This is a genomic window from Corallococcus sp. AB049A (assembly GCF_003668885.1).
Lineage (GTDB): Bacteria > Myxococcota > Myxococcia > Myxococcales > Myxococcaceae > Corallococcus > Corallococcus interemptor.
Map to the genome: position 1 here is coordinate 1 of NZ_RAWL01000084.1, position 24,338 is coordinate 24,338.

The 24,338-nt window shown below is 69.3% G+C and carries 17 protein-coding genes and 1 tRNA gene; 7 read left to right on the forward strand and 11 right to left on the reverse strand.

Features of this window, described 5'->3' with window-relative positions:
• Both cydD and cydC read left to right on the forward strand, forming a co-directional pair.
• A partial coding sequence (cydD, locus tag D7X55_RS12035) for a thiol reductant ABC exporter subunit CydD (protein WP_121723132.1) occupies positions 1-1,509 on the forward strand: 1,509 nt, incomplete at its 5' end.
• On the forward strand, positions 1,506-3,167 hold the full coding sequence (gene cydC, locus D7X55_RS12040; RefSeq protein WP_121723133.1) for a thiol reductant ABC exporter subunit CydC: 1,662 nt from the start codon (positions 1,506-1,508) through the stop codon (positions 3,165-3,167). The genes cydD and cydC, both read left to right, overlap by 4 nt.
• A 37-nt stretch (positions 3,168-3,204) precedes the next feature.
• On the opposite strand, the gene D7X55_RS12045 is transcribed toward cydC, so the two are convergent.
• On the reverse strand, positions 3,205-3,585 hold the full coding sequence (locus D7X55_RS12045; protein WP_121723134.1) for a hypothetical protein: 381 nt from the start codon (positions 3,583-3,585) through the stop codon (positions 3,205-3,207).
• Between the two features lie 132 nt (positions 3,586-3,717).
• On the opposite strand from D7X55_RS12045, the gene D7X55_RS12050 reads away from it, so the two are divergent.
• Together D7X55_RS12050 and D7X55_RS12055 are read left to right on the forward strand one after the other, a co-directional pair.
• Positions 3,718-5,610, forward strand: coding sequence for a M4 family metallopeptidase (locus tag D7X55_RS12050; protein WP_121723135.1), 1,893 nt, complete (start codon positions 3,718-3,720; stop codon positions 5,608-5,610).
• Positions 5,611-5,703: 93 nt separating this feature from the next.
• Positions 5,704-6,351 (forward strand): hypothetical protein, encoded by a 648-nt coding sequence (locus D7X55_RS12055; RefSeq protein ID WP_121723136.1) that lies wholly within the window; start codon positions 5,704-5,706, stop codon positions 6,349-6,351.
• Positions 6,352-6,384: 33 nt separating this feature from the next.
• Here D7X55_RS12055 and D7X55_RS12060 read toward each other — a convergent pair whose 3' ends face one another.
• From D7X55_RS12060 to D7X55_RS12085, 6 genes are read right to left on the reverse strand one after another with little or no spacing between them, the layout of a single operon-like run.
• Positions 6,385-7,398 (reverse strand): phosphotransferase enzyme family protein, encoded by a 1,014-nt coding sequence (locus D7X55_RS12060; RefSeq protein WP_121723137.1) that lies wholly within the window; start codon positions 7,396-7,398, stop codon positions 6,385-6,387.
• An 8-nt stretch (positions 7,399-7,406) separates the two neighbouring features.
• Positions 7,407-9,155: a hypothetical protein gene (locus tag D7X55_RS12065; protein ID WP_121723138.1), complete on the reverse strand. Its 1,749-nt coding sequence runs from the start codon at positions 9,153-9,155 to the stop codon at positions 7,407-7,409.
• A 6-nt stretch (positions 9,156-9,161) separates the two neighbouring features.
• Entirely contained in the window at positions 9,162-10,610 is a 1,449-nt protein-coding gene (locus tag D7X55_RS12070) for a TolC family protein (RefSeq protein ID WP_121723139.1), read from the reverse strand.
• A complete protein-coding gene (locus tag D7X55_RS12075) occupies positions 10,607-12,718 on the reverse strand; it encodes an ABC transporter ATP-binding protein (RefSeq protein WP_121723140.1) in 2,112 nt (703 codons plus the stop codon). The genes D7X55_RS12070 and D7X55_RS12075 overlap by 4 nt, the downstream gene beginning before the upstream one ends.
• On the reverse strand, positions 12,715-15,444 hold the full coding sequence (locus tag D7X55_RS12080; RefSeq protein ID WP_121723141.1) for an ATP-binding cassette domain-containing protein: 2,730 nt from the start codon (positions 15,442-15,444) through the stop codon (positions 12,715-12,717). The genes D7X55_RS12075 and D7X55_RS12080 overlap by 4 nt, the downstream gene beginning before the upstream one ends.
• Before the next feature lie 2 nt (positions 15,445-15,446).
• A complete protein-coding gene (locus tag D7X55_RS12085; protein WP_120550240.1) occupies positions 15,447-16,664 on the reverse strand; it encodes an HlyD family secretion protein in 1,218 nt (405 codons plus the stop codon).
• An 808-nt stretch (positions 16,665-17,472) separates the two neighbouring features.
• Between D7X55_RS12085 and D7X55_RS44140 the strand changes: the two genes are divergently transcribed.
• Positions 17,473-17,751, forward strand: a complete 279-nt coding sequence (locus D7X55_RS44140; RefSeq protein ID WP_199746937.1) for a hypothetical protein — start codon at positions 17,473-17,475, stop codon at positions 17,749-17,751.
• A gap of 215 nt (positions 17,752-17,966) precedes the next feature.
• On the opposite strand, the gene D7X55_RS12095 is transcribed toward D7X55_RS44140, so the two are convergent.
• The 3 genes from D7X55_RS12095 to D7X55_RS12105 form a co-directional block, all read right to left on the reverse strand.
• Positions 17,967-18,043 (reverse strand) — tRNA-Asp (locus D7X55_RS12095).
• A 224-nt stretch (positions 18,044-18,267) separates the two neighbouring features.
• Positions 18,268-19,548, reverse strand: coding sequence for a S8 family peptidase (locus D7X55_RS12100; protein WP_120550239.1), 1,281 nt, complete (start codon positions 19,546-19,548; stop codon positions 18,268-18,270).
• A gap of 116 nt (positions 19,549-19,664) precedes the next feature.
• Positions 19,665-20,771, reverse strand: coding sequence for a hypothetical protein (locus D7X55_RS12105; protein WP_147470090.1), 1,107 nt, complete (start codon positions 20,769-20,771; stop codon positions 19,665-19,667).
• A gap of 42 nt (positions 20,772-20,813) precedes the next feature.
• On the opposite strand from D7X55_RS12105, the gene D7X55_RS12110 reads away from it, so the two are divergent.
• Complete coding sequence (locus tag D7X55_RS12110) at positions 20,814-21,686, forward strand: DMT family transporter (protein ID WP_121723143.1); 873 nt, start codon at positions 20,814-20,816, stop codon at positions 21,684-21,686.
• 235 nt (positions 21,687-21,921) lie between these two features.
• Positions 21,922-22,269 (forward strand): hypothetical protein, encoded by a 348-nt coding sequence (locus D7X55_RS12115; RefSeq protein ID WP_121723144.1) that lies wholly within the window; start codon positions 21,922-21,924, stop codon positions 22,267-22,269.
• Between the two features lie 52 nt (positions 22,270-22,321).
• Here the strand turns inward: D7X55_RS12115 and D7X55_RS12120 are convergent, their stop codons facing one another.
• On the reverse strand, positions 22,322-24,271 hold the full coding sequence (locus D7X55_RS12120; protein WP_121723145.1) for a glycoside hydrolase family 15 protein: 1,950 nt from the start codon (positions 24,269-24,271) through the stop codon (positions 22,322-22,324).
• Between the last annotated feature and the right edge of the window lie 67 nt (positions 24,272-24,338).

The following is a 24,338-nucleotide window of genomic DNA, read 5'->3' on the forward strand; positions in this document are numbered from 1 at the left end:
TGGCTGGGCGGCGTGTGGCTGCTGCGCGCGGCGCTGGCGGGGCTCCAGGAGTGGTCGGGGAAGCGGAGCGCGCACCGGGTCATCGCGCAGCTGCGGGAAGGCCTGCTCGCGCGGCTGGCGTCCAGCCCTGAGCGGGAGGGCGCTCCGGCGAGCGGGGTGGCGCAGGTGGAGCTCGCGACCCGCGGGCTGGACGCGCTGCAGCCCTATCTGGAGGGCTACGTGCCGCAGCTGCTGCTCACGGCGCTCGCGACGCCGGCCCTGCTCGTGTGCGTGTGGCGCGCGGATCCGGTCTCCGCGCTCTTGATGGCGGGCTCGCTGCCGCTCATCCCGCTCTTCATGGTCCTGGTGGGCCGCTTCACGCGCGAGGCGACGATGCGGCAGCTCGCGAGCATGCAGCAGCTGAGCGCGCGGGTGCTGGACCTCATCACGGGGCTCGCGACGCTCCGGGCGCTGGGCCGGCACGGGGGCGTCGCGGCCCAGGTCCTGCGGCTGAGCGAGGCGCACGCACGGACCACGCTCAAGGCGCTGCGGCGCGCCTTCCTCTCCAGCTTCGTGCTGGAGCTCATCACCACGCTCTCCATCGCCAGCGTGGCGGTGGGGATCGGGCTGCGGCTGCTCGACGGGGGAATGGCGCTGGAGACGGGGCTCTTCGTGCTGCTGCTCGCGCCGGAGGTCTACGCGCCGCTGCGCCAGGTGGGCGCGCTCTTCCACGCGTCCGCGGAGGGCGCCGAGGCGGCGGCGCAGGCCATCGCGCGGCTCGAAGCCCCCCAGCCCGCGCGCGGCACGCTCGCCGCGCCACCGCTCACCTCCGGGGCGCTGGAGGTGCGGGACGTCTCGGTGGCCACGCGCGACGCGGGGCGCTGCGCACCCGAGGGACTCTCTTTCGTGCTGCCGTTGGGGCAGGGACGCATCCTCGGGTTGCGTGGGGAGAGCGGCGCGGGCAAGAGCACGGCCCTGGAGGTGGTGCTCGGGCTGCTCGCGCCCACGCGCGGGGGCGTCTTCCTGCGGCCTGAAGGTGCGCCGGCGCTTGAGCTCGGGGCGCTCGACCTGACGACGTACTGGGCCCAGCTCGCGTGGCTGCCCCAGCGGCTCCATCTGGAGCCCGGCACGGTGCGCGAGAGCGTCTGCCGGGGGCGCGCCATCCCGGACTCCGCCCTGTCCGCCGCCGCGGAGGCCACTGGCTTCGATGCCGTCGTCGCGCGGCTGCCCGAAGGCTGGGACACGAAGCTGGGGCGGGACGGTCAGGGCCTCTCGCTGGGGCAGAGGCAGCGGCTCGCGCTCACCCGCGTCCTCGCGGGCGACGAGCGGCTGCTGCTGCTCGACGAGCCCACGGCGCACCTGGATGAGCGCTCCGAGCAGCGCGTCCTCGAAGCCCTGAAGCGGCGTGCCCGACGGGGAACGACCCTCCTGCTGGTCAGCCACCGCGCGCGGACGCTGGCCATCGCGGACGAAGTCCTCACGCTCCATTCGCACGCATCGCCTTTGGACACCCTCGCGGAGGCCGCATGAGCCGCCATCCCTTGCGCCAGGTGCTGGCGGGGCTGGAGCTCCGTCCACGCACGGTGGGCTTCGCGGTCGCGCTCGGGACCTTCGCGCTCCTCGCGTCGACGACCCTGGGCGCGCTGTCCGCGTGGCTGATCGCGCGCGCGGCCGAGATGCCGCCCGTGCTCGACCTCACGCTCGCCATCGTGGGCGTGCGGGCCCTGGGGCTCACCCGCGCGTGCCTCCGCTACGCCCACCGGCTCGTCGCGCACGAACTGGCCTTTCATGGCGTGGCGCGGCTGAGGGCCCGGCTGGTGGACACGCTCGCGCGAGGGCCACTCACGCGGGTCCTGGGGCTCAAGCGCGGAGCCCTCGTCGCGAGGCTCGGCGGCGACGTGGACGCGGTGGGCGACGCGGTCATCCGCGCGCTCGTGCCCATGGCCATCGCGGCCGGCGTCGGCGTCGGCGGCGTTGCCCTGCTCGCCTTCTTCCTCCCGGCCGCGGCCTGGGCCCTGGCCGTGAGCCTGGCCGTCGCGGGGGGCGTCGCGCCCTGGATGGGTGCGCGCGCGCTGGCCGTGTCGGAGAAGGCGTCGTCGGACACCCGGTCGCATCAGCAGGCCACGGCGCTGGAGCTGCTCGAAGGCGCGGCGGAGCGCAAGGTCTCGGGACAAGCGCCGGTCCTGCTGGGAGCCCTGCGCGAGGACGACCTTCATCTGGAGCGCCTCTCCGCACGGGCCGCGCGCTGGACCGCCGCCGCGACCTTCCTGATGCACGGCGCGTGGAGCGCGAGCGTGGGGGCGGCCCTCCTCCTCGGCTTCGCGGCGCTCGGGCGCGGAGCGCTCTCCCAGGTGGAGCTCTGTGTCGTCGTGCTCGTGCCGCTCGGTGCCTTCGAGGCCCTCCAGTCCATGCCCGCGGCGCTGACCCAGCTGCTGCGTTCGACCGAGGCAGCCCGGCGGCTGCTTCCCTTCCTCGAGACGCCCGAGGAGGCGACCCCGGCCGCCGCGTTGGCCTCCCCCGCGCCGGCGGCTCAACTGCGCGCGGAGGGGCTGGCGTGCGGCTGGCCGGACCTGAGCGCCGCTGTCTCGGGCATCGACCTCACCTTGCGGCGAGGGAGCTCGCTCGCCCTCACCGGGCCCAGTGGCAGCGGGAAGACGACGCTGCTGCTCAGCCTCGCGGGGCACCTGCCTCCGAAGGCGGGGATGGTGAAGCTCGGCGCGGTCTCGCTCGCGGACGTGAGCGAGCAGCGCCGGGTGGAGCTGCTGCACTACTCGGCCGAGGACGCGCACCTCTTCGACACCACCCTGCGAGAGAACCTCCGGGTCGTGCGCGCGACGCTCACCGACGACGAGGCCATCACGGCGCTGCACAAGGCCGGGCTGGGTGACTGGTACGCGCGGCAGCCGCTGGGGCTCGACACGCCGCTCGGCCGTGGAGGCGAGGCCATCTCCGGAGGCGAGCGACGGCGCGTCCTCCTCGCGCGCGCCTGGCTCTCAGAGGCGCCCTGGCTCCTGCTCGATGAGCCCACCGAGCATCTGGATGCGCGCACCGCCGCGCGCGTGATGCGAGACCTCGATGGGATGAAGGCGCACGGGCGCGGCCTGGTGGTCGTCACGCATGACGCGGACGTGGCGCGTGCGCTGGACAGCGTCCACGTCCTCGCGCATCGCGCTGGGGCCGCTCAGTAGATTGCATGGCTGAGCAGGGGCCGCCCGCGTTGGCGTGTCACAGCGCGCTGCAGGCCCAGACGCCCTGGGACGTACAGAAGCAATTGGGATTGGGGTGGCCCGGCAGACAGCAGCTCCGAGACCCGCCCACGGGCGAACACGGCGTCCCCGCGAGCTTGCTGCAACGATTGTTCAGCCCACAGAAGGGCGTGGATGGGAGACAGATGTTGTAGAAGCCATCACACTGGACGGAGTCCGCCTGCACCGAGCAGGTGTTCCCCTGGCAGGACACCGTCGAGCCATCCGGACAGGTCTGTGAGCACGTGACGAGGGCGCTCGACTGCTGCTCCAGCTCCGGCGCCTCGACAGGCTCCAATCCACCACAGGCCACCAGCACCGGGACGACAAGCACCGTCAGCACACCCAGGAAGCGCTTCATGGCGTGTCTCTCCTTGAGGGATTGAGCGGCATTGAAACACATCTCCCAGCCCCACTCTTGGAATTCAGCATTTTCCTTGATTAAGGTCTGGGCCGATCTGGAGCATGAAGCGGAAAGGAGACACCGTTCACCATGATGACCGCGCATCAATTCAAGGGGCTCGCGACCTTGGGACTTCTGGTCAGCCTTTCGGCCTGCCAGGGGACGGAAGAACACGAGGTCACCCATCTCCAGGTGGTGGGCGCCGACCTGGGCCAGGTGCCCACGTTCGCGAATGGGAACTTCGGCCAGCTCCGGCTCGCCGGGAACGCGAGGACCGAGGAGGCCGAAGTCACCGCGCTGCGCCCTTCCCTCCTGGCGGCGAGCAAGGTGTTCCGCGCGGATCCCTCGGAGCTCACCTTCCAGCGGGCCGTCACGGATGGCATTGGCGACCGGCACTTCGTCTATGTGCAGCGCAAGCATGGCCGCGAGGTCCTGGGCAGCGCGCTCGTCCTCCACACGCGGGACGACACCGTCTACGCGGTTCACGGCAACGCTCGCGCGGACCTCGACGCGCCACGAGACGCGCGGCTCAGCGCCGAGGACGCCATCGCGGTGGCCCGGCAGGACTCCGCGCGGCTCGACAAGCTGGAGGTCGAGGCGCATCCGCGGATGGCCTACTGGCCGGCGGGTGGAAAGCTGGACCTGGTGTACCGGGTGAATGTGACAGGCCGGAGCCAGGACGGCATGGCGGTGGATGAGGACGTCCTCATCAACGCCGTGAGCGGGTCCGTCGTGCTGCGGCTGCCGAACATCTACACGCTCAAGAACCGGGAGGTGTACGACGTCAACCACGGCGGCTCCGCGAACCTCCCCGGAACCCTCATGCGGGCGGAGGGCGGCGCGGCGGTCGCGGACCCCACGGTCAATACCAACTACGACCTGCTTGGCACGACCTACGACTGTTACAAGAGCCTCTTCAACCGCGACTCCTACGACGGCGCGGGGTCCAAGCTGGTCAGCTCGGTCCACTACGGCTACGGCTATGCCAACGCGGCGTGGAGCGGCTCGAAGAACCAGATGCTGTACGGGGACGGCGACGGGGTGACGTTCGGCAACATGGTCAACGCGCTGGACGTGACGGCGCATGAGGTGACCCATGGGCTCACCCGCTCCACGTCCAACCTGTTGTACTTCGCCGAGCCCGGCGCCCTGAACGAGTCGATGTCCGACATCATGGGCAGCGTGTGCGAGTGGTACCGGAACGGCCAGGTGGTGACCGCCAACACCTGGAAGTGCGCGGAGGAGATCTACACGCCCGCCACGTCTGGGGATGCCCTCCGCTACATGAATGACCCGAAGCTGGATGGGCAGTCGTTGGACTACTTCGACCAGACCTTCAGCCCGTTCACCGACGTCCACTACAGCTCGGGCATCCCCAACCTGGCGTTCTATCTCCTGTCCCAGGGTGGCCAGCACCCGAGGGGGCGCTCCACCATCGCCGTGCGAGGCATTGGCATCGCCAAGGCGGCGCAAATCTTCCACCGGGCCAACACGGTGCTGCTGCTCGGCAAGACGATGGCCACGTTCGCGGACGCGAAGCTGGCCACGGAGCAGGCCGCCGCGCAGCTCGGGTACAGCGCGGCCGACATCGCCTCCGTGACCGCCGCATGGCAGGCCGTGGGCGTGGGGACGAACATCCTCGTCGCCGGCCAGAGTCTCTCGCTGGGACAGTCGATGTCGTCGAACGACCGCCGGTTCACGCTCGCCCTGCAGAGCGACGGGAACCTGGTCCTCTGGCAGGGGACGAGCGTCCTGTGGACGGCGAACACCGCGGGCCAGGGAGCGCTGTCAGCCCACATGCAGGACGACGGCAACTTCGTGCTCTACCGCACCGCCAGTCCGACGGTGGGCCAGGCCGTCTGGAACAGCATGACCTGGGGACATCCGGGCGCGTATCTCATCCTCCAGAACGACGGCAACCTCGTCCTCTACGACAAGGACGGCGTCACCCCGCTCTGGAACTCGGAGACCTGGGGGCACTGAGGCAAGGGCCCGGCGGCGCGCTCAACCCTTGCGCGCCGCCTCCCCGCCCTGACGTTCCTGACCGCCGGGACATGGTAGGCAGGGACGCAACACATGGATCGCCTCTCCCTGATCTTCTGGCTGTGGATGCTCTGCTTCGGCATCACCCTCGTCTGGACGCTGGTGCAAGTCACGGTGGGCTGGGCCGTGGGCGCACGCCCCGTCTCCGCTATCCTGGGCTACGGCCCCACCCTGGTGAAGTGCCACATCGGCGGCATTCCCTGCTCCTTCCGCCTCATCCCCGGGGGAGGTGCGGTGAGCTTCAAGGCGCTGACGGAGGGCGCCGCGTCCCGCGACTCACTGCTTCAGCTCTCAGCGCCCCGGTACGCGGCCGCAGTCCTGCTTCCCTGGGTCGTGCAGGTCACCATCGGCATGGCGTGCCTGGGCGCGTCCAAGGCCCTTCACCAGTTCGCGAGCGGCTTTGCCATGCCCTTCGAACTCTTCCTGCTTCGCGACCGCGTGGAGCACTTTCTCGCGCTCATCCAGCATGGCGAACGGGTGACGGCCTTGGGTTTGTTGAGCGTCAAGATGGCCGCGGTCAACCTCCTGCCCCTACCGTTCTTCGCAGGAGGCGCCTTGCTGTTCCTCCCCTGGCGCAAGGCCCGCCCCGACTGGGTTGAAAAGCTCGCACTCATCTCTTTCGCGGCGTTCATGTCGTGGACCCTCTACGTGAGCTACCTGGTCATCACGACGCTCTTCTGATTCATCAACATCGGGTCCAAGGGGTGGACTGCGCTAGAAGCGCGTGAAATCAATCTGCAGGACGGGGGTGTCCGCTTCGATGTCGCGCCGGAACCGCCCCCACCGGTCGAGCGTGCTCTCGTCGAGCACGGCCGGGTCGCGATACTGGTGGAACAGCGCGTAATTCATCGAGCGCTGGAGCGCGAGCAGGTCCGGCACGGCCGCGAGCCACTCGCGCTCCATCGGCCGGAGCTCCCGATACCCTTCGAGGAACGGCCCCAGGAACGCAGTGACCGCTTCCTCGCGCGCCTCTTTCGCCTCGCCTCGCGCGATGTAGAAGAGGAGGACCGCGATGTCCTTGACGAACCACGCGTACTCGCAGTTGTCGAAGTCGAACGCGGTGATCTTCCCTTCGGCGAAGCAGAAGTTGTGCATGTGGAGATCGGCGTGGATCAGCCCGTAGCTCTCCGGTGTTCGCGGGAGCTGCTTCAATCGCGCGATGATCGCCGCGGTGCGCTCGCGAACGAGCTTCTCCTCGGGAGGCGCGAACCGGTTGATGTCGACCACGTCGTACTCATGCCACTCCTGGCGCTTGAGCCTGGGGCTCGAAGGCGCGTAGGTCTGGGCGCGGTTGTGGAGCCGCGCGAACAGCCGGCCCATGTCGCGGAACAGGGGCGGCTTCCAGTAGCGCTCCTTGAGCGGTGGCGCGTCGTCGAAGACGATGCCCGGCGCGCGCTCGAACGCGGTGGCGACGAAGTAGCTGCCGGGCTCGCGGTCTTCGATCCGCTCCACGAACTGCCCCGAATCGGAGAGGACCGGCGAGGCGATGGGAATGCGCGCCGCGGCCAGGTAGCGGACGAACTCGACCTCCCCCAACGTGTAGTCAATCGTCCGGCGCGTACTGTGCGAGATGCGCAAGATGATGCCCTCGCCGTCGTCGTTCTCCGCCTCGTAGACGAAGTTCTCGAAGGCCGCGAGCTCGGTGAGCTGCTCGGGCGACAGGCCATACCGGCGCGCGGCCTCGTCGCGAATCGGTTCGTGGAAGCGGCGGACGAGCTCTGGATGCATTGAACCCTCTAGTCCTTCAACGTGAGGCTGCTCTCACCGTACCGCACCACGGTCGAGGCAGAGTCGCTGGTGACCGAGACGCCCAGGCCGCGCGCGAGGGTCTCCGCCAACGGGGGGCCATTGCGCGGCCGCGTGAACACCGCCAGGTCCGCGCCAGTCAAAGGGTGGTCCGGGCGCCGGAGCCGCTGGTTCAGCATCGCCTGCTCGCGCTCGACGACGCGCAGGCACCGGCGCTCGAGCGCGAACGCGGTGGCGGCGACGCCAGCGAGCTCACCGAGGATGGGCTCCGCCACGACCTTGTCTCCCGGCAGCCCATGCGCGAAGAGCTCGGCCAGCCGCCGCTGGCTCGTGGCCTGCTCGGCGGGGTCCAGCTTCGCCAGCTCGTCCAGCGAGGTGCCCTGGGGCGTGCCGGGGAACGCCTCGCCGATTCGCGCGAACAACCAGCGGCTGAGCTTGATCTCGCGCTGATATGTCTCGGCGAGGGGGAAATCGTCCCGGAGCAACGGGTAGTGCGCGACATCGATGGGCGCCTCCACGAACTCCTGCAGCGCGGTGCGCGGGAGGTGCCCGGCGAACGCCGCCCGGAGCCGTTCGTGGAGCAGCCCCTGGGTCGCGCCGAGGAAGCGGACCACCGATTCGACGCGCTGCCCGAGCAGGCCGTAATCGATCGCGGCGTCGAGATCGCCGAGGCGCGCCGCGATGTCGGGCTGGGCCTCGATGGGGGCCGGGGCCGCGCCGGTCAACACCTGCAGATACTCGTTGATCAACGCCGGCGGCCCGGCGCACACGCCGTGCGGACCATGGAAGACCGCGTGACGCTCGGCATAGTCCTCGATCGTCTGCGCGGTGACGGGCTGCTCGGGGGCTTCGCGCACCAGGTCGTTGGTGACCAGGCGAACTCCGTCAATCAGCCGGAACATGGCCGCGAGCCCGTTGTCGAGTTCTCCGTTCGGCACCGGCTGGGTGCCCCGCACCATCACGTACCCGACCGACGCGAGCGTGCAGACGACCATCATGTGGAGCTCGCCCGCGGTGAGCACGCCCGGGGTCCGGGGCGGCATGCGCGCGAGGAAGGCCTTGCGGAACTGCTCGGTCAGCGAGAGCAGCTCCGGCCACTGACGCGCCATGGCCTTCATGGCGGTCACGTTCATCGGGAGCTCGCTCTGGTACCGGCTCCCCGCGTAGTGGCACTGCTTGCGCACGGTCGGGAGGTCGAGGAACAAGGTGCGCGGGGCGACGTTGTTCTCGCCCACCTGCCGGCCGTCACCGTCGAGCGCTGGATGCGCCACGCGGTAGACCGGCACGACCACCTCGAGGTTCGAGAGCTCGAACGCCCGTCCAAACGCCTGCTCGGTCAGAAAGGGGCAACGATTGTCGTGGGCGCTGAACGTGCGCGGCTCACGCCCGGCGGGCACCTCACCCAACCGCTCCGGGTAGGACACCGCGGTGCGGCCCGTGGGCGCGTCCGAGACCCGCCTCAACACCCGCTGTTCCATCAAGGCTTCGAGCAGGTCCCGGATCTTGTCCCAGGAGTGGGGCGCGCCGTCCGACCACGCCATGGCGTCGGAGGCCTGGAACTGCTCGACCTGGAGCAGCTTCTCGCCCACGGGCGCGATGTCCGGCTCGTCGAAGATGAGCTCCACCTCGCCATAGAAGAGGTGCAGGACCTGCTGGCCATTGCCTGCGTCGAGCCGGTCGTGCGTGAGCCGCCTTCGATTGGGAATGTAGAGCATCTCATCCGCTTGCAGCTGTGCCATGGCTTCTCACTCCCGAATCAGGGTGACGTCGTGCGACCAGGTACCGCCGAGCGAGCGATAGACCTCGACGCGATGGTTGAGCAGCAGCCGTTGCGCTTGCAGACTCGCGCGCTCGAGCCCGACCAGGTTCGTCAGGGCGGTGAGCACCGTCAGATAGTCCGAGTGCCCCTGCTCGAAGAGCCGCCTCGCCTCGTCCAGGAGCTGCCGCCCGAGCTGGACCTGCGCGCGCAGGCTGCGCAGGCTCGTCGCCTCGTTCTCCTCCTGGACCACGGCATCCTGCACCCGTCCAATCGCGGTGTGCAGCGCGAGCTGGTATTGGACCTGGCGGCGCTGGAGCTGGATGGGCAGGCGCATGTACTCGGTGACCCGCCTTCCATCGAACAGGGCCCAGGTCAGGTTCACCCCGACGACGGACTCGCCCAGGACCGGCTCCTTGAGGCCGTACTTCGAAGCGCCCACGTTGCCCACCAGCTGGATGGTCGGAAGCCAGCTCGCCAGGTTCGCGTTGATGCGGTGCTCGACCTCGGCGACGCGCAGCTCCGCGAGCCGCATCTCGGGCGTGTTCGCGTTCAGGTCATCCGGCGTTCCGAGTTTCGGAGGAGGCGGGAGATCGGGAAGCTGCCGATCGAGTGGAACGACGTCGTCGGCGGGGTTGGGGACCCGGCCCAGCAGCGACTTCAGCTCCGAATTCAAGAGCGCGTTCCGGGTGGCGATCAGCGGCACCTGTGATTCGAGGTTCACCAGCAGCTGCTCCTGCTGCAGCACCACGAGCCGGGGCGTGAGGTGCTGCTCGAACCGCGCTCGAATCAGCAGCAGCAGCTCCTTGTTGTAGTCGATCTGCCGCAGCGTGAGGTCCCGGAGCGCGCGGGCCTCGAGGATGTCGAACCAGAGCTGGGTGACCCGCACCGCGAGGTCCTGGACGCGGCCCTCGGTGAGCTGCCGCTGCTGCTCGGCGAAGTTCAATCCCGCGCGCCGCTGCGCATCCAGGGCTCCAAACAGGTCGACCTGGTAGGCCACGCCGACACCGACGGTGGCGACGCTGTACTCGGTCCGGGTGGGCGGCGCGGGCGGAACGTTGGCGACGACATGACTCACCCCCGCCGGGTTCAGGATGCCGACCTGGAGCGGGTACCACCAACCTTGCGGCACGGCGGGGTCGAGCTGGTTCTCGTAGATCAGCTCGCGCGCGTCGCGCAGGGCCAGGTTTTCGCCGAAGCACTCCTGGATGGCCGTGTCGAGAGCCGGATCGGCGAACGCCGACCACCAGACCGAGTCCTGGGTGACGGGCTCGGCGGGCTGCGCGGGCACGCCCTCGGGTGCGCTGGACGGTGTGGGCGGCTCGACGGCAATCGCGTAGCTGCTCGGCGCCAGGGGCGGCTCGACGACGACGGGGCGGATCAGCTCGCAACCGGAGCAGAGTGTCGCGAGGAGGGCGAGCGAAAATCGAAGTCTCATGGGTGGCTGACGACCACGAGGGCTTTCGCGTGGTTGAGGACGCAGCGCTGCGCGACCCGCATGGTCTCCGGGTCGAGGGAGGCGAAGCTCTCGTCGAGGATGACCAGTTCGACCCCCTGCAGCAGCGTGCGCGCGATGTAGAGCCGGCTCTTCTCGCCGTGCGAGAGCTGCCAGCCGGTCTCGCCGATCATCTCCTCCAGGCCGGCGGGCATCTTGGCGACCAGTTCGTCCAGCCCAAGCTCCTTGCACAGCGCGGCGGCCTTGCTTCGCAGCTCGGGCGAGGTCGGCCACTCGCGCCCGAGCAGGAGATTGTACGCGAAGCTGCCGGACAGGACGTGGTTCTCGTGGAACTGCGGCGCGGCGGTGATGCGCTTGCGCCAGCCCGAGGAGCCGAACGTCGCGCGGTCCAGCCCGTGCAGCAGCATCACACCGCCCTGCGGCGTCCTCAGGCCCGTCACCAGCGACACCAGCGTCGACTTGCCACCGCCCGAAGGGCCCTCCAGCAGGATGCGGTCGCCCTGCGCGATCTGGAACGAGCAGTTCTCGAGCACCGGCCGGGTGCGCGCGTCATGCCGGAAGGTCACGCCCCGCGCCTCGATGAGGGTCCCGCCAGCGGCGTCGGTGGTCTTGCCTCCCTCCATCTCGAGCGGGACCTTCGACTCCAGCTCGGGGCGGCCCACCGCGAGCAACAAGTCGCGGATCTGCTCGAACGACACCGCCGCCTGGGAGACCTGCTGGAAGTAGACGGCGACCTCGTCGAAGGCGCGCAGCGCGAGCAGGATGCCGCCCACGGACACCGCCAGCGCGCTGGGATTGGCCGTACCGCTGCTGAACGCCGGCAGCAAGGTCAGCAGGCCGAGCACCAGCCAGCCGTCGCGCAGGAGCGCGGTCAGCTGCATGGTCCGGCGATCCATGACCTTCGAGATCTCGGAGTAGGAACTCAAGCGGAGGTCTTCGCCATCATGCCAGCGCTCCAGCGGAAGCTGCGCCAGCCGCGTTCGATGGCCGAGCATGCGCTCGAGCAGGTCGTGGGTGATCTCGACGCGCGCGCCCGACCACGCCCGCTGGACGCCGTAGTGGCGGCGCGCGAGGACGAACGCGACCACCACCCACAGGACGAGCACCATCGTCTGGGGCCACCCTCCCGCCCCGAGCACGAGGATGACGCCCGCCAGGACCAGGTCGACGAGCGACAACACCGCGAGCAGGGCGCCGCCGACCGCGAGCTGCTCGACGACCTCGGCCTCGGCGACGCGGCCGAAATGGCGGCCGATGCCGTCGAGCCGCACCTCGTCGGGGGTCAGCTTGAGGGTTCCCGCGAGGAGCTGCTGCTTCAGCAGCGTTCCGAGCCGGATGGAGAACACGCCCTGCCACCACACCTCGAGCATGCGCAGCGGAATCGCGCACGCGATCACTGCGATCCACCCCAGGAACCAGCCGGTCTCGAGGTGGGCCTGGAGCGCGGCGCGACCGAGCAGCCAGAACGAGCCCGCCAGCACCAGCGACAGGAGCGTATGGCTCACGAGGATGCCGGCGGCGAGCGACGGGATGTCGCCGAGCAGCGTCCGCCGGCTCGCGGTGCGCCGGGGGCGCATGATCCACCCGGTGCGCAGCTGCGCCTGGCCAAGCCGCTGCAGCAGCATCCGTGAGCGGGCGCGCTCACGCGCACGGGGCGACATCTCCACGCCGCCGAGCAGCTGGTCCACCTCGGCGACGGTGGCCTCCTGCTCTTCGCGCAGCAGCGCGAGCGCGCTCTTCGTCTGGACCGAAACCACCGTGGCGTCGCGCGCGAGCAGCCGCAGCTTCCCGCGCCGCGTCCCCAGCAGCACCAGGTAGGACGGGACGCCGTCTCGCCGGACCTGGAGGATGCAGGGCGCGGCGCGTTCGAGGACGTCGGGCAGCTCGTGGTAGAGCGGCGTGATCGGCTCGAGCTCCACGCCGAGTCGATCTCCGAGCGCGAACATCCATACCCGGCTCGGCTCGACGGCCGCCGCGGGCGGAGCGATCTCTCCCGCGGCCCTGCCATAGCCCTGCCGCTGCGCCAGCTGCTCCAGCGCGTCGGGCAGCCGCTCGACCGGCCACAACAGGTCGGAGTGCGAGCGCGTCATCCCGCCAGCTCCAGCTCGTCCGCGGCGGGCTCCGCGACCGGCGTCTCCACCGGCTTCGGCGCCGGCCGCTCCACCAGCTGGCCGTCCGAAAGCCACCAATGGCGCCAGCGCCCACCGCCCCAGAGCAGCGTGCGATTCTCCTGGTCGGCGCGAAGGAGCACGGAGTACCGCGACTCCTTGTTCGCGAGCAGCTCCTTCGGCGGTCCGTTCTCGAGGATCCGGCCGTTCTCCACCACGAGCACGCGATCGAACCCCTGGGTGTGCTCGACGTCGTGGGTGACACAGAGGAGCGTGATGTCCGCCCAGAGCCGCCGGGACTCGGCGAGGAGCCGCGCGCGCCGGTCGCGATCGAGACCGCGGAAGGGCTCGTCGAGGATGGCCAGGCGCACGTTGGAGCGAAGCATCGCGCGCGCCAGGCGCACGCGCTGACCCTGTCCGCCCGAGACCAGCCCTCCGCCCTCGCCCAACGACGTCTGCAGCCCGTCTGGAAGCGCCTCGAGGATGTCGAGCATCTCGGCGCCCTTGAGCGCCCCCGTCAGTGACCAGCCGTGCGCGCCGTCGTTGCCATACCGGAGGTTGTCGATGAGGCTCTGGTTCCAGAGGCTGATCGCCGGATCCACCCAGGCCGTGGTGCGCCGCAGCCGCTCGACGGCGGCCTGATCGAGCACCTGCCCGTCGATCTTGATCTGGCCGCGCGCAGGCCGGAGCCAGCCGAGCAACAGGCCGACCAGCGTCGACTTGCCTGCTCCGGAGACACCGACCACGGCCACGTGCTCGCCGGGGGCGATGTTCAAGGAGACCTTGTCGAGGATGGTGTGACCGCCGCCCTTCACGCGGACCTTCTCCATCACGATCGAAACGCCGCTCGCGGCGTCCGCGGACGCGACAGGCTGCTGCACCGGCGCCTCGGGCCGGGCCGGCTGCTCCTTGATGTCACCGATGACGTCGAGGAGCCGGCGGACCCGGTTCATCGCATTCGGGAACGCGCGGCTCAGCACCATCAGCCGCTGGCCGAGGATGGGGAACCGCAGCGCCCAATAGACGACCAACAACACCAGCGAAGCCCGGTTGGTGCCCGCGAGGTACGAATAGACAAGCAGCATGACGAGGCCGTAGCTCGCCAGCATCAGCCCGCCTTCGAAGCCGACCGACAGCGTCTGGAGCCAATAGCGCGCCTTGGTCCAGCTGACGAGCAAGGTCTCCTGCGCGCGGCGCAGCGACCGCTCGGCGCCGTGGATCCGGATCGGCGTGAGCCCGACGAGCGCGTTCAGGGTGAAGCCGCTGAGCGCGCCTGAGTGCATCTGCACGCGCAGGTCGGGCTCGAAGAGCAGCTTCTGCGCGACCAGGGGCACGAGCAGCGTGACCGCCGCGAGCGCGAGCACGATGTGCCATGCGTGCGGTGCGGCCCAGATGAGCGCGGCGGTGATGCTCGCGACCTCGAGCGACAGGACCAGGGCCTGCGCGAGCAGGGGCGGCAGCGACCGCATCGCCTGGATGTTGTGCGTGCGAGACGCCATGTCGGAGGCGAGCCGGCTCTGGAAGTAGCGGTCCTCCATCTCGGGGAGCTTTTCGAAATACGCCTTCCGCAGCCGCACCTCGAGCCGGCGGCCAATGCCGAGCAGTCCCAATGAGATGGGGATCTGGATGAGCATGAAGCAGAGCGCGACGCCCGCGAGCACGGCCATGCCCGTCGCACGCTGCGCGAACGTGCCCAGGTCGCGCCCCAGGTCGAGCACGCCACGGAGCATCAACGCCTGCAGGATCCGCCCGAAGGTGGCGAACACCAGTCCCACCGCGATCAGGCCCGGAACGACCCACGAATCCTCGCCTCGCAGGCGGAGCAGCGTTCGCGCCGGGCTCACCTGCCTGGCAACAAGCTCCGTCGCCAGGTCGCTCGCGAGCACGGCTCTCGGCGCGTCTTCGCCCGCGCCCGAAGCCTCGCGCCAACCGCGAACCCGCATCAGCACCGCGCCGGTCATCGACAGCTCGCCGTCCACCTCGGGGTTGGGGCGGACGGACCAATAGGAAGCGGGGATGGGCACTTCGCCGGACGCGTCCTTCGCCATCATGGATTGCAGCAGACCCGCCGCCGTCCGGCCTCTCCGGACGGCGCCCGCGCGGATCATCGCTTCGGACGCCCGGCACGCAGCGTCGAGCCGGGCGATGGGCAGATACCCGGGGTCCTCGAGCGCCCGGGCCACCAGCTCCCGCGCCTGCGCCGCCCCCAGGGTCAGCAGGCGGCGCTCGAACGTCGCGACCGCCTCCTCGGACCCGGCCCATTCGCGCCAGCCGTCCGCCGGAACGGACGTGGTGTGCTGGTACAGGTGGCTCAGCAGCGTCGAAATCCGGGTCCAGTGCCGGCCCGCCGCCGGGTCCATGACCTGGATGAACGGGCCCACGCGATTCCACAGCACCACGAAGTGCGGCCGTCCTCCCGCGCTGAGGGTGACGATGATGGCGGGAAGCGCCTTGGCTTCGGGGACCACCACGTGATCGAGCGGAAGCATCACCTGCTCGGAGTCGAGCCCGAGCTGGTTCGCGACTTCATCCAGGGTGACGATGGAGGTGCCATCGACGTCCGTCTGACACACCTCGCGAAGGACTCGATAGTTGAGCTCGGCGCCCATCCCCGCGAACAGGCTCTTGAGCGAAGCGGGGCCGCAGTCCGTCGCCGAGATCTGGATCACCTCGGGAATGATCGAGCGCCGGCGCCTGGGAGGAGTCATGGTCAGCGGGCCTCGGCCTCGGGCTGAAACACGGTCGTGGGCGGTTCCTCAGGCTGCGGATTCCATTCGCCGACCGCCCGCATCAGCAGCGCGACAGGCGACGCCCGCGCGACCTCGACCTCCACCACCAGGGTCATGCCGTGGCGCAGCTGGATGCGCGGATCGTCCGGTGGCGCGAACTTGAGCTCGACGCGCACCGTCCCGGGGATGGCCTCGGGCGTGGCGGTCTGGCCGGGCTCGGTCCCGACAGCCGTCACCCTGGCGGGGACCGTCCCGTAGATGGTCATCGGGTAGCCGTCGAGCTTGAGGCGCGCCGTTTGACCGGGCTGGATCAACCCGACGACCTCCTTGGGGAAACGGGCGCGCACCCGCACCTCGGCATCGCTCGCGACGATGGTGCCGACCCGCTGTCCGTCGGCGATGAACGCTCCCGCGCCAAGCTCCGCCACGTCGACCAGGTGGCCCGTGGCCGGCGCCCGGTACAGCTTCCGCTCGATCTGGTACTCGAGGCGGTCGATGGTGCCCTGGAGCTCCCGGATCCGCCCCTCGGCGCCCAGCGCCTCGCGCTCGAGCTCCAGCAGCTGCGCGGCGAGGGCTTGACGGCGCACGTCCTGCTCTCGCCGCAGTCGGGCGATCGCCAGGCCCTGCGCCGTCTGCGCGAAGCGGAGCGCGTCGACATCGGTCGTGCGCTCCAGCTTCTCCATCTCCGAGACCGCGCCCGTCGGGCTGTTGAGGGCCAGCTGCGCGCGTTCCACCGCGAGCCGGTGCCTGGGCGCGAGCTCCTGTTCCCTCCCCAGCGCCTCCTTGACCGCGACCTCGTCTACCTTTGCAGTCAAAGCCGCCTCTTGCTGCTTGTTGGTGATCTGCTGGCGGATGATGGCGAGCTCCTTCTCGGTCGCGGCGAGCGTCGCCCTGCTCCGCTCGAGTTCGAGGCGCTCGGCCCGTGCGTCGAACTCAATGAGCAGGTCGCCTTCCTTGACCTCCTGATCGAGTTTGAGCAGCGAGTGCACGACCCGGCCCGCGCTGGGCGGCTCGATGCGATGGACGGCATTGTGAGGCTCGATGCGGGCCTGTGAGCTGGCCTTGACGAGCGGGACCTGGGCGAACAGCGACCAGGCGATGAGCCCACCGGCACACACCACCATCAGAGCGACGAACACGAGGCGCGTGTCCGACTCGTAGTTCAGGGAACGAAGCGTCCGCTCGAAGGGATATGCCATGGTCCGTGAACCAAGGTCGCCTTTATGGTCGCGCCGTGTCAACACCTCGGCCCCTGCTTTGTGATTCACGCCCCTGTCTGAGTACGGCAGCTCGATGCGACGCGGGGCTCCATTCGCATCGCCGCAATGCGTTGCATTTTTATTGCTGCCCCGATTTGACATCCAGCTTCCACTACACTTACCGTTTCAATTCGAAAGGAGGCACGACATGAAGATCAAGATCCACGTTCGCGGCGGCCCGAAGGCTCGTTAGTCGTCGGGTGTTTTGATTCAAGCTGTTGAAGCTGGTCGTTCCTCGTTTCAGCTGAACAGAGGGGGGTTGATGGGATCTCCCATCAACCCCTCCTCTCATTTCTGGCACCGTGTTGCTCTTGCATCGTGCCATCCGGAGTGGGGCGTTACCGCAACCTTGCAAGTCGGGAGGGTTCACCCGCTGTATTGTTCCTGCTCCGCCGTGCCGCGCCAGCATTGATGAGTAAATTGGCCTGCTTGAAATGACTTGGCACCCTCCCCCGACCTGCTGAGTCAGCCACTCTCGGCCAGTCATCACGGTTTCAATGTTTCAATGACAGCAGCTCGCCTCCATCCAGGGGCTGCACGTCACCTTCACCGACGCCAACAAGGACGGCCTCGCCGGCGCGCTGCTCGACAGCCCGGGCAGCGGACGTCATCCGCGGCGGGAAGGAGGCCTCCATGGGCGAGTTCGTCCCGAAGGCCCATGGCGAAGAGACTGCAATCTTCCGCAGCCAGGCCATCAGCCCGGTGATGCACCGCCAGTTGATGCGCGGAGACTTGCGCGGCCGAGCGCATGCGGCACTTCAGCGTGCCGACGCTGGAGCGCTGGCGCTACCGCCCCCTTGCAGGCCCACCGAGCAAGGACGCGGGCGGCGCCAAGGCGCTCGATGAGCTCGGCAAGCAGCTCGCCCGCGACGTGCGGCGCGAGGACCCGAGCGCGACCGCGGAGCTGATTCTCGCGACGCTCGTGCGCCAGGACCGCGTGCGCGAGGACGCGGTGAGCGCCGCCACCGTGCGGCGGCTGCTCGACAAGCGCGGGCTGGGCTGCGTCTCGCTGCGCGGCAGGGACTGAGCGTCGACGCTGGGAGGCCGCGTACCCCGGCGCGCTGTGGCACGGCGACGGCTGCCATGGCCCGGTGCTCACCGGCGGCGCGAAGTCGACGCCACTGCGCATCCACGCGCTGCTCGACGATGGGAGCCGCTACGTCCTCCACGCCGACTGAGGGCACACAGGAGGCGGAGGAAAAAGAAAAGCCCAGCAACCCCTGAGGATTGCTGGGCTCTTGGTGGCGAGGAGTACGGGACTTGAACCCGTGGCCTCCGGCGTGACAGGCCGGCGTTCTAACCAACTGAACTAACTCCCCACAAAATCGGGGGCGCCCGTCTACCGCTGATCACGGGACAAGTACAGCAAGAAGCGCCGCGCTGCGTCTGATGCGCGGCGGGCTCCCAGGTGGAAACACCCCGGGTGACAATCAGAGCACGTCGTCCTCCACCAGCGTGGCGAAGATGCCCAGGCCCAGGAAGGCCACGCCCAGCACGATGTAGAGCACCGCCAGCACAAGCCACGGCCGTCCGCGCGACGTGCCTACTCCCCGCTGTTCCTGACGGTGGGGGCCCGCAGGGGTTCGATGAAGCCCGAGTAGGCCATCCGGTTCGGTGAGCAGCGCCCGGGGTTGCTCACCTTGTCCGGCGTGGCGTTGCCCGTCATGGCGGCGCTGACCTCCTGCGGCGCGGAGGTGGGATGGGCCTCCAGGAAGAGCGCGACGATGCCGGTGACGTGCGGGGTGGCCATGGAAGTGCCGCTCAACGTCTTGGCCGCCGTGTCATCGCTGGCCCAGGCCGACAGGATGCCCTCGCCGGGCGCGAAGACGTCCACGCAGTCGCCGTGGTTGGAGAAGGACGCCCGCCGGTCCACGCTGTTGGTGGCCCCCACGGTGATGGCCTCGGCGGTGCGCGCGGGAGAGCGCTTGCACGCATCCTGGTTCTCGTTGCCCGCCGCCAACACATACGTCACGCCCAACGCGATGGAGCGGCGCACGGCATCGTCGAGCGCCGCGTCCTCCCCGCCGCCCAGGCTCATGTTGGCCACCGCCGGGGACTGGTGGTGCTCGGCCACCCAGTCCACGCCCGCCACCACGCCCGCCGTCGTCCCCGCACCCTCGCAGTTCAGCACGCGCACGGCATGCAGCGACGCACTCTTGGCAATGCCATACATGTTTCCGCCCACCGTGGCGGACACGTGGGTGCCATGGCCGTTGCAGTCCACGCCGTCGCGGCCGTCGCCGACGGCATCGAAGGCGATGTCCGCCCGCCCGGCGAACTCCTGGTGCGTGGGACGCAGGCCCGTGTCCAGGACATACACGTGCACGCCCCGGCCCTGCGTCTTGTACAGGTACAGCTGGTCGAGCGGCAGGTCGCGCTGGTCGACGCGGTCAATCCCCCACGTCGCGCCGGACTGGCTCTCGTCCAGCGTCACCACGCCATTCTGTTGCACGTACTCCACCTCGGGCGCGGAGGACATGGCGCGGGCCTGGTTCGCGTTCATGCGCGCGGCGAAGCCTCGCAGCGCGTGCGCGTACACGTGGAAGGCCTTGCCACCGAAGCGCCCGGTCAGGCTCCGCGCGACGGCCTCCGGCGCCAGCGCCGCGTCCCCTCCCTGCGGCTCCTTGAGCACGACGACGTACTCCCCGGGGACCGGCTTCGCGACCTTGAGGAACTTCTCGCGCATGGGCGTCTGTGCGGACGCGGTGCCACGGCAGGGGGTGTCATCTGGCGGTGGGATGGGATTGCCCGTGCTCTGGCACGCCGGCAGCAGGAACAGCACGCAGGCGGACGCGACCGTCCGCGACAGGAGCTTCAGCGACATGGGGTCCCCCGGGGGTGGCACAACCAGCTTCAGTCAGTGGAGTAACGCCTTCTGACGCAAACTGGTTGATGCCCCGCGGGGCCGCGAAACGTCCACCCCACGCCATCGCTGATGGCCTACTGGATCGTGTACCCCAGCGCCGCCAGTTGCGGCAGGGTGCCGATGTAGTAGTCCCGCGATACGGCCCGCACGGAGCCCGCCGGGATGTTCGCGGAGGGCAGGGTCGTCCACGCATGGAAATTGATGTTGCCGCACGTCAGGTCGTTCGGGTTCGTGCAGTAGGTCTCCTCCTCCATGTTCAGGCTGATGTCTTCATCCACCCGGATGGAGATGCCCACGTCGACCCCAAAGATGGTCCAGACGAGCACCGCGTAGTCAACCTTTTCCATGTTGCAGTGGGAGCCCTTCTCCTGGTTGCAATCGGCTCCGAGGATGCTGAAGCGGTTCACCGGGCGGATGGGGCCGTGAATCGTGCCTTCTTTGCTCAGGTAGATGCGCAGGTCCCCCATGGCGGCCACATCCTTCTTCAGGTAGAGCGCCTGCTCCCCTCGCCACAGCGGCCATGACTGGTTCATCCGCGCCCGGAAGGAATAGGCATTATTCCAGCGCACCACCGAGCCCGCCGCCGTGTTCACGAGGGTGCCCGTGATGTTCGACTGTCCGTCATCGAAGACATACCCCGTGCCGAAGCAGGGACTGAAGGGCGTATAGGGCGTACCTGGTTCCGCATGGATGTGGTCCGCCACGAGCGGATTCCAATCCAATGCATTGATGGTACTGCCAGAGAAGGCATAGAGGTTCGTGTAACCCCACTGCCCTCCCAGGGAGTTACCTGCCGCCTGGTTGAAGACGATCTTGCCCACTCCATTGGGCCAGTCCTGGATGATGTAGCTGGTCTGCCAGCCCGCTCCCGCCGCGCTCCGGTCCTCCACCACGTTCACGTATTGGGTCGGATACTGGTTGTTGACCAGTTCCAGCTTCACGCCCACGCCGCCAATGCTATCGCTCAGGCCCACCACCGACGTGACCTGGCTGGCGATGAGGCCCACATTCACCGTCGCGGGCGGTGCCCAGGCCCAGTCAGTGGGCGGCAGACAGTTCAACTGCGTTTGCAGGGACTGGACCTCCGGCACCACGGTCTTGGGAGGTGCCTCGGAAGGCCCCGGACCACAAGCGGCGAGAGGCGATATGACTGACAGTGCGGCAAGCAGGAAGGTGCGCATCCCCGCACCCTATCCACAAACCCAATTCCTTTCCCTCTCGCGATGAGCACGCCCCTCCTCACCCTGCTGGCCCTCCTGGGCTTCGCCGCGAACTCGCTGCTGTGCCGTGCGGCCCTCTCAGGGGGGGCGGCGCGAAGCATCGACGCGGGTTCGTTCACGCTGGTGCGGCTTGCGTCCGGAGCGCTGGTACTCGCGCTGCTGCTGCGGCTCCGGCGGGGCGGCCGTGGGGCGACAGGGCATGGCAGCTGGGCCTCGGCGCTCGCGCTCTTCGTCTATGCGGCCGGCTTCAGCTTCGCGTACGTGCGCATTGGCGCGGGCGTGGGCGCCCTGCTGCTCTTCGGCTGCGTGCAGCTCACCATGCTCGCGGCGGGGCTCGCGCGCGGTGAGCGGCCGCGCGCTCTCGAGTGGGCGGGGCTCGCCGTGGCACTCGCGGGGCTCGCGGGGCTCACGCTTCCTGGAGCGAGCGCGCCGGATGCGCTCGGTGCGGGGCTCATGGCCGCCGCGGGCGTGGCGTGGGGCATCTACAGCCTGCGGGGGCGTGGGAGCACGGATCCTCTCGCGGCGACGGCCGGCAACTTCGTGCGCAGCGTGCCGCTGGCCCTGGTGCTCGTGATGCTCGCCCTCGCTTTAAACGCGGCCCCACACCTGTCACCGAAGGGGCTGCTCCTCGCGGTCACGTCAGGCGCGCTCGCCTCGGGCGTGGGCTACAGCCTCTGGTACGCGGCGCTGCCCCACTTGAGCAGCGCTCGTGCAGCGGTGGTGCAACTGTGCGTCCCGGTCATCGCGGCAGTGGGCGCGGTGCTGCTGCTCGGAGAGCCCCTCACGCAGCGGCTGCTCCTGGGTGGCACCGCGCTGCTCGCGGGCGTCCTGCTGAGCCTGCGCGCGAAGCAGCGGCCCATGACGGCGAAACCCTGACGGGCGCGCCATTCGAGCACCCAGGGAAGTTGAAGCCAGAGCCAACTTCTTCCCTGCCATTGAATTGGCATTCCGCCAGGGAAAGCCAGATGCAGTTCAAAACGCAAGCATCTCTTGCAGCACATGGACATCCGTCTATCTTTGCCCGCGGTCTGGGGCGGGCGCGATGCGCCCCTTCCAGCCATCACCACACAACGACAAAGGTGGACGTATGTCTCGATTTGGAATGCTTCTGGTGGGTGCCCTCGTCCTCGGTCTGACCGCGTGCGGAGGCCCCGAGCAGGCGGAGGACAGCGCCGAGCCCAAGATGGCGTCGGCGCAGCAGGAACTGACCCAGTACTGTGGTCTGAATTGCCCGAGCGGCCAGCACCCGACGACCTACCTGTGCAGCAGCTCGTGTGGCGACTTCTGCACCAACATCAACAACGCGGTCCAGTGCAACCCCAACACGGGCTCGTCCTTCACCTCGTGCGGTACGACCTGCCCGTCGCCGTACCGGGTCACCAGCACCTACGGCTCCTACCTCTGCAGCAAGACCATTCCGTACCTGAGCGGCAACAACACCGTCACCTGCAGTCTGTGACCGGCTGAAAAGCACGGTGGGCTGGCGGCTCGCGAGCGCCGCCAGCCTGTCGTCATGGCACACCCATCTCAATGGATGGCGGCTCGGGCTCCAGCAGGTGCGGGGGCTCCGACTGCCCTTCGTCCCGAAGCCTGAGCGCGCGGTCGATGCGCGCGGCGGCGCTGATAAGGCCAAGGTGGCTGAAGGCCTGTGGGAAGTTTCCCAGCTGCTCGCGCGTCAGCGGGTGGATCTCCTCCGCCAGCAACCCCAGATGGTTCGACGCCTCCGCGTGCGCGACGAAGACGTCCTCGGCCTCCTGGATGCGATTGGCCAGCGCCAGCGCCTCCGCCAGCCAGAAGCCGCAGAGGATGAAGCCTCCCTCCGGCCCCCCGACGCCGTCATCCATCCGGTACCGGCGCAGGAACGGGCCCGTGCCCAGCTCCGCGCGCAGCCAGTCGAGCGTCCTCAGGATGAACGGATCCGTCCCCCGGAAGCAGCCCACGATGGGCAGCAGCAGCAGCGCTGCGTCCGGGTCGTTCCCTCCGTAGGCTCCGACGAAGTGCTTGCGCGATGGATCCACGCCGTTGCGCAGGATGTCCGCCCGGATGACGTCCGCCAGGGCGGCACTGGACTGCTCCAGCGCCGTCTCCCCGAAGAGCCGTGCCAGGTGCTGCCCCCGGCGCAGGGCCAGCCACCCCATCAGCTTCGAGTGGACGTTGTGCCGCATCTCCCGGCGCGGCTCCCAGATGCCATGGTCGGGCTCGTTCCAGCGGCGGGCGGTGGCCTGGATGACCGAACGGAGCAGCCTCCAGGTGCGCAGCGGCAGCCGCCCGCCGGAGCGCTCGTAGAGGTACGCCGCGTCGAGCAGCGCGCCCGCGGTGTCGAACTGGAACTGGTCCTTCGCGTCGTTCCCCAGCCGCACCGGCCGTGAGCCCTGGAAGCCAGCCAGGTGCTCCAGCTCCCGCTCTGGCGGCACGGCGGCGCCGTCCAGCGTGTACATCACCTGAAGCGGGCCACCGCGCTGCAACGTGTCGCGCACGAAGTAGAAGAACTCGCGCGACTCGTGCTGGAAGCCCAGGAGGTTGGTGGCGCGCACCGCCATCGCGGAGTCGCGGACCCAGCTGAAGCGGTAGTCCCAGTTGCGAGGCCCGCCAATCCACTCGGGGAGCGAGGTGGTGGGCGCGGCCACCATCGCGCCCGTGGGGCCGTACATCAGCAGCTTCAGCGCCAGCGCGGAGCGCAGCACGTGGTGCCGCCAGGGCCCTTCGTAGTGGAGCTGTTGCGCCCACTCGCGCCAGGCCTGACGCGTATCCCGCAGGTGGTCGAAGGGCCGGTACGCGGCGAGCGGCTCCGGCCGGTCGGAGTCCCACGAGAGGATCATCCAGCGCCGCTCGCCCGGCCCCATCCGGATGCGCGTCTGGAGGCCGCTGTCTTCCCGGCAGGGATGGCCGCTCAGCGCCTCGCAGGGCCGCCACTCCGCCTCCCCGCTGAGCACGGCGACCAGCCGCTCCCCTCCCGACCCGCGAGCGACAAGGCCGTGCTCCTTCCGCTCCACCCGCGTCCGCGACGCCCCGTAACCGAAGCGCGGGTCGAAGACGATGTTCAGCTCCACCGGGCCTTCCAGGCACTCGATGCGCCGGTGCACCTCGTGGACGGTGGAGCGCGGGTCGTTGGTCCACGGCATGTAGTCGATGATGCGGATGGCCCCCTTGCGCTCGAAGCGGAACAGCGTCTCCAGGACGTTGGTGTCCGGGTCGTAGCGCTGCAGGCTCTCGAAGGGCCACACGACGGGGGTGATGCCGGTGATGCCGCCCTTCTCGTCATCGAGGATGCCCGCGAAGACGCTCGGGCTGTCGAAGCGGGGGAAGCAGAGCCAGTCGATGACGCCGTCCGGCCGGACGAGCGCACAGGAGCACCCATCGCCAATCACCCCGCGTCCCGCGAGGGAGACCTCGCGGTAGGACGCCGGGTTGGTGAACCGGAAGGGGCGGGCCATCCGCCTGGCGGCGCTATAGAGGTCCATGAGCAGGCTCCCTGCCCTCAAAGTAGCGACCCCCGTGATGGCCGCACCCGGCGGCCCACCCACGCAG

Bases quoted from the DNA above. Each gene is read 5' to 3' on its own strand.
- cydC (WP_121723133.1), top strand. From the start codon at position 1,506: ATGAGCCGCCATCCCTTGCGCCAGGTGCTGGCGGGGCTGGAGCTCCGT.
- D7X55_RS12045 (WP_121723134.1), bottom strand. From the start codon at position 3,585: ATGAAGCGCTTCCTGGGTGTGCTGACGGTGCTTGTCGTCCCGGTGCTG.
- D7X55_RS12050 (WP_121723135.1), top strand. From the start codon at position 3,718: ATGATGACCGCGCATCAATTCAAGGGGCTCGCGACCTTGGGACTTCTG.
- D7X55_RS12055 (WP_121723136.1), top strand. From the start codon at position 5,704: ATGGATCGCCTCTCCCTGATCTTCTGGCTGTGGATGCTCTGCTTCGGC.
- D7X55_RS12060 (WP_121723137.1), bottom strand. From the start codon at position 7,398: ATGCATCCAGAGCTCGTCCGCCGCTTCCACGAACCGATTCGCGACGAG.
- D7X55_RS12065 (WP_121723138.1), bottom strand. From the start codon at position 9,155: ATGGCACAGCTGCAAGCGGATGAGATGCTCTACATTCCCAATCGAAGG.
- D7X55_RS12070 (WP_121723139.1), bottom strand. From the start codon at position 10,610: ATGAGACTTCGATTTTCGCTCGCCCTCCTCGCGACACTCTGCTCCGGT.
- D7X55_RS12075 (WP_121723140.1), bottom strand. From the start codon at position 12,718: ATGACGCGCTCGCACTCCGACCTGTTGTGGCCGGTCGAGCGGCTGCCC.
- D7X55_RS12080 (WP_121723141.1), bottom strand. From the start codon at position 15,444: ATGACTCCTCCCAGGCGCCGGCGCTCGATCATTCCCGAGGTGATCCAG.
- D7X55_RS12085 (WP_120550240.1), bottom strand. From the start codon at position 16,664: ATGGCATATCCCTTCGAGCGGACGCTTCGTTCCCTGAACTACGAGTCG.
- D7X55_RS44140 (WP_199746937.1), top strand. From the start codon at position 17,473: ATGCGGCACTTCAGCGTGCCGACGCTGGAGCGCTGGCGCTACCGCCCC.
- D7X55_RS12100 (WP_120550239.1), bottom strand. From the start codon at position 19,548: ATGTCGCTGAAGCTCCTGTCGCGGACGGTCGCGTCCGCCTGCGTGCTG.
- D7X55_RS12105 (WP_147470090.1), bottom strand. From the start codon at position 20,771: ATGCGCACCTTCCTGCTTGCCGCACTGTCAGTCATATCGCCTCTCGCC.
- D7X55_RS12110 (WP_121723143.1), top strand. From the start codon at position 20,814: ATGAGCACGCCCCTCCTCACCCTGCTGGCCCTCCTGGGCTTCGCCGCG.
- D7X55_RS12120 (WP_121723145.1), bottom strand. From the start codon at position 24,271: ATGGACCTCTATAGCGCCGCCAGGCGGATGGCCCGCCCCTTCCGGTTC.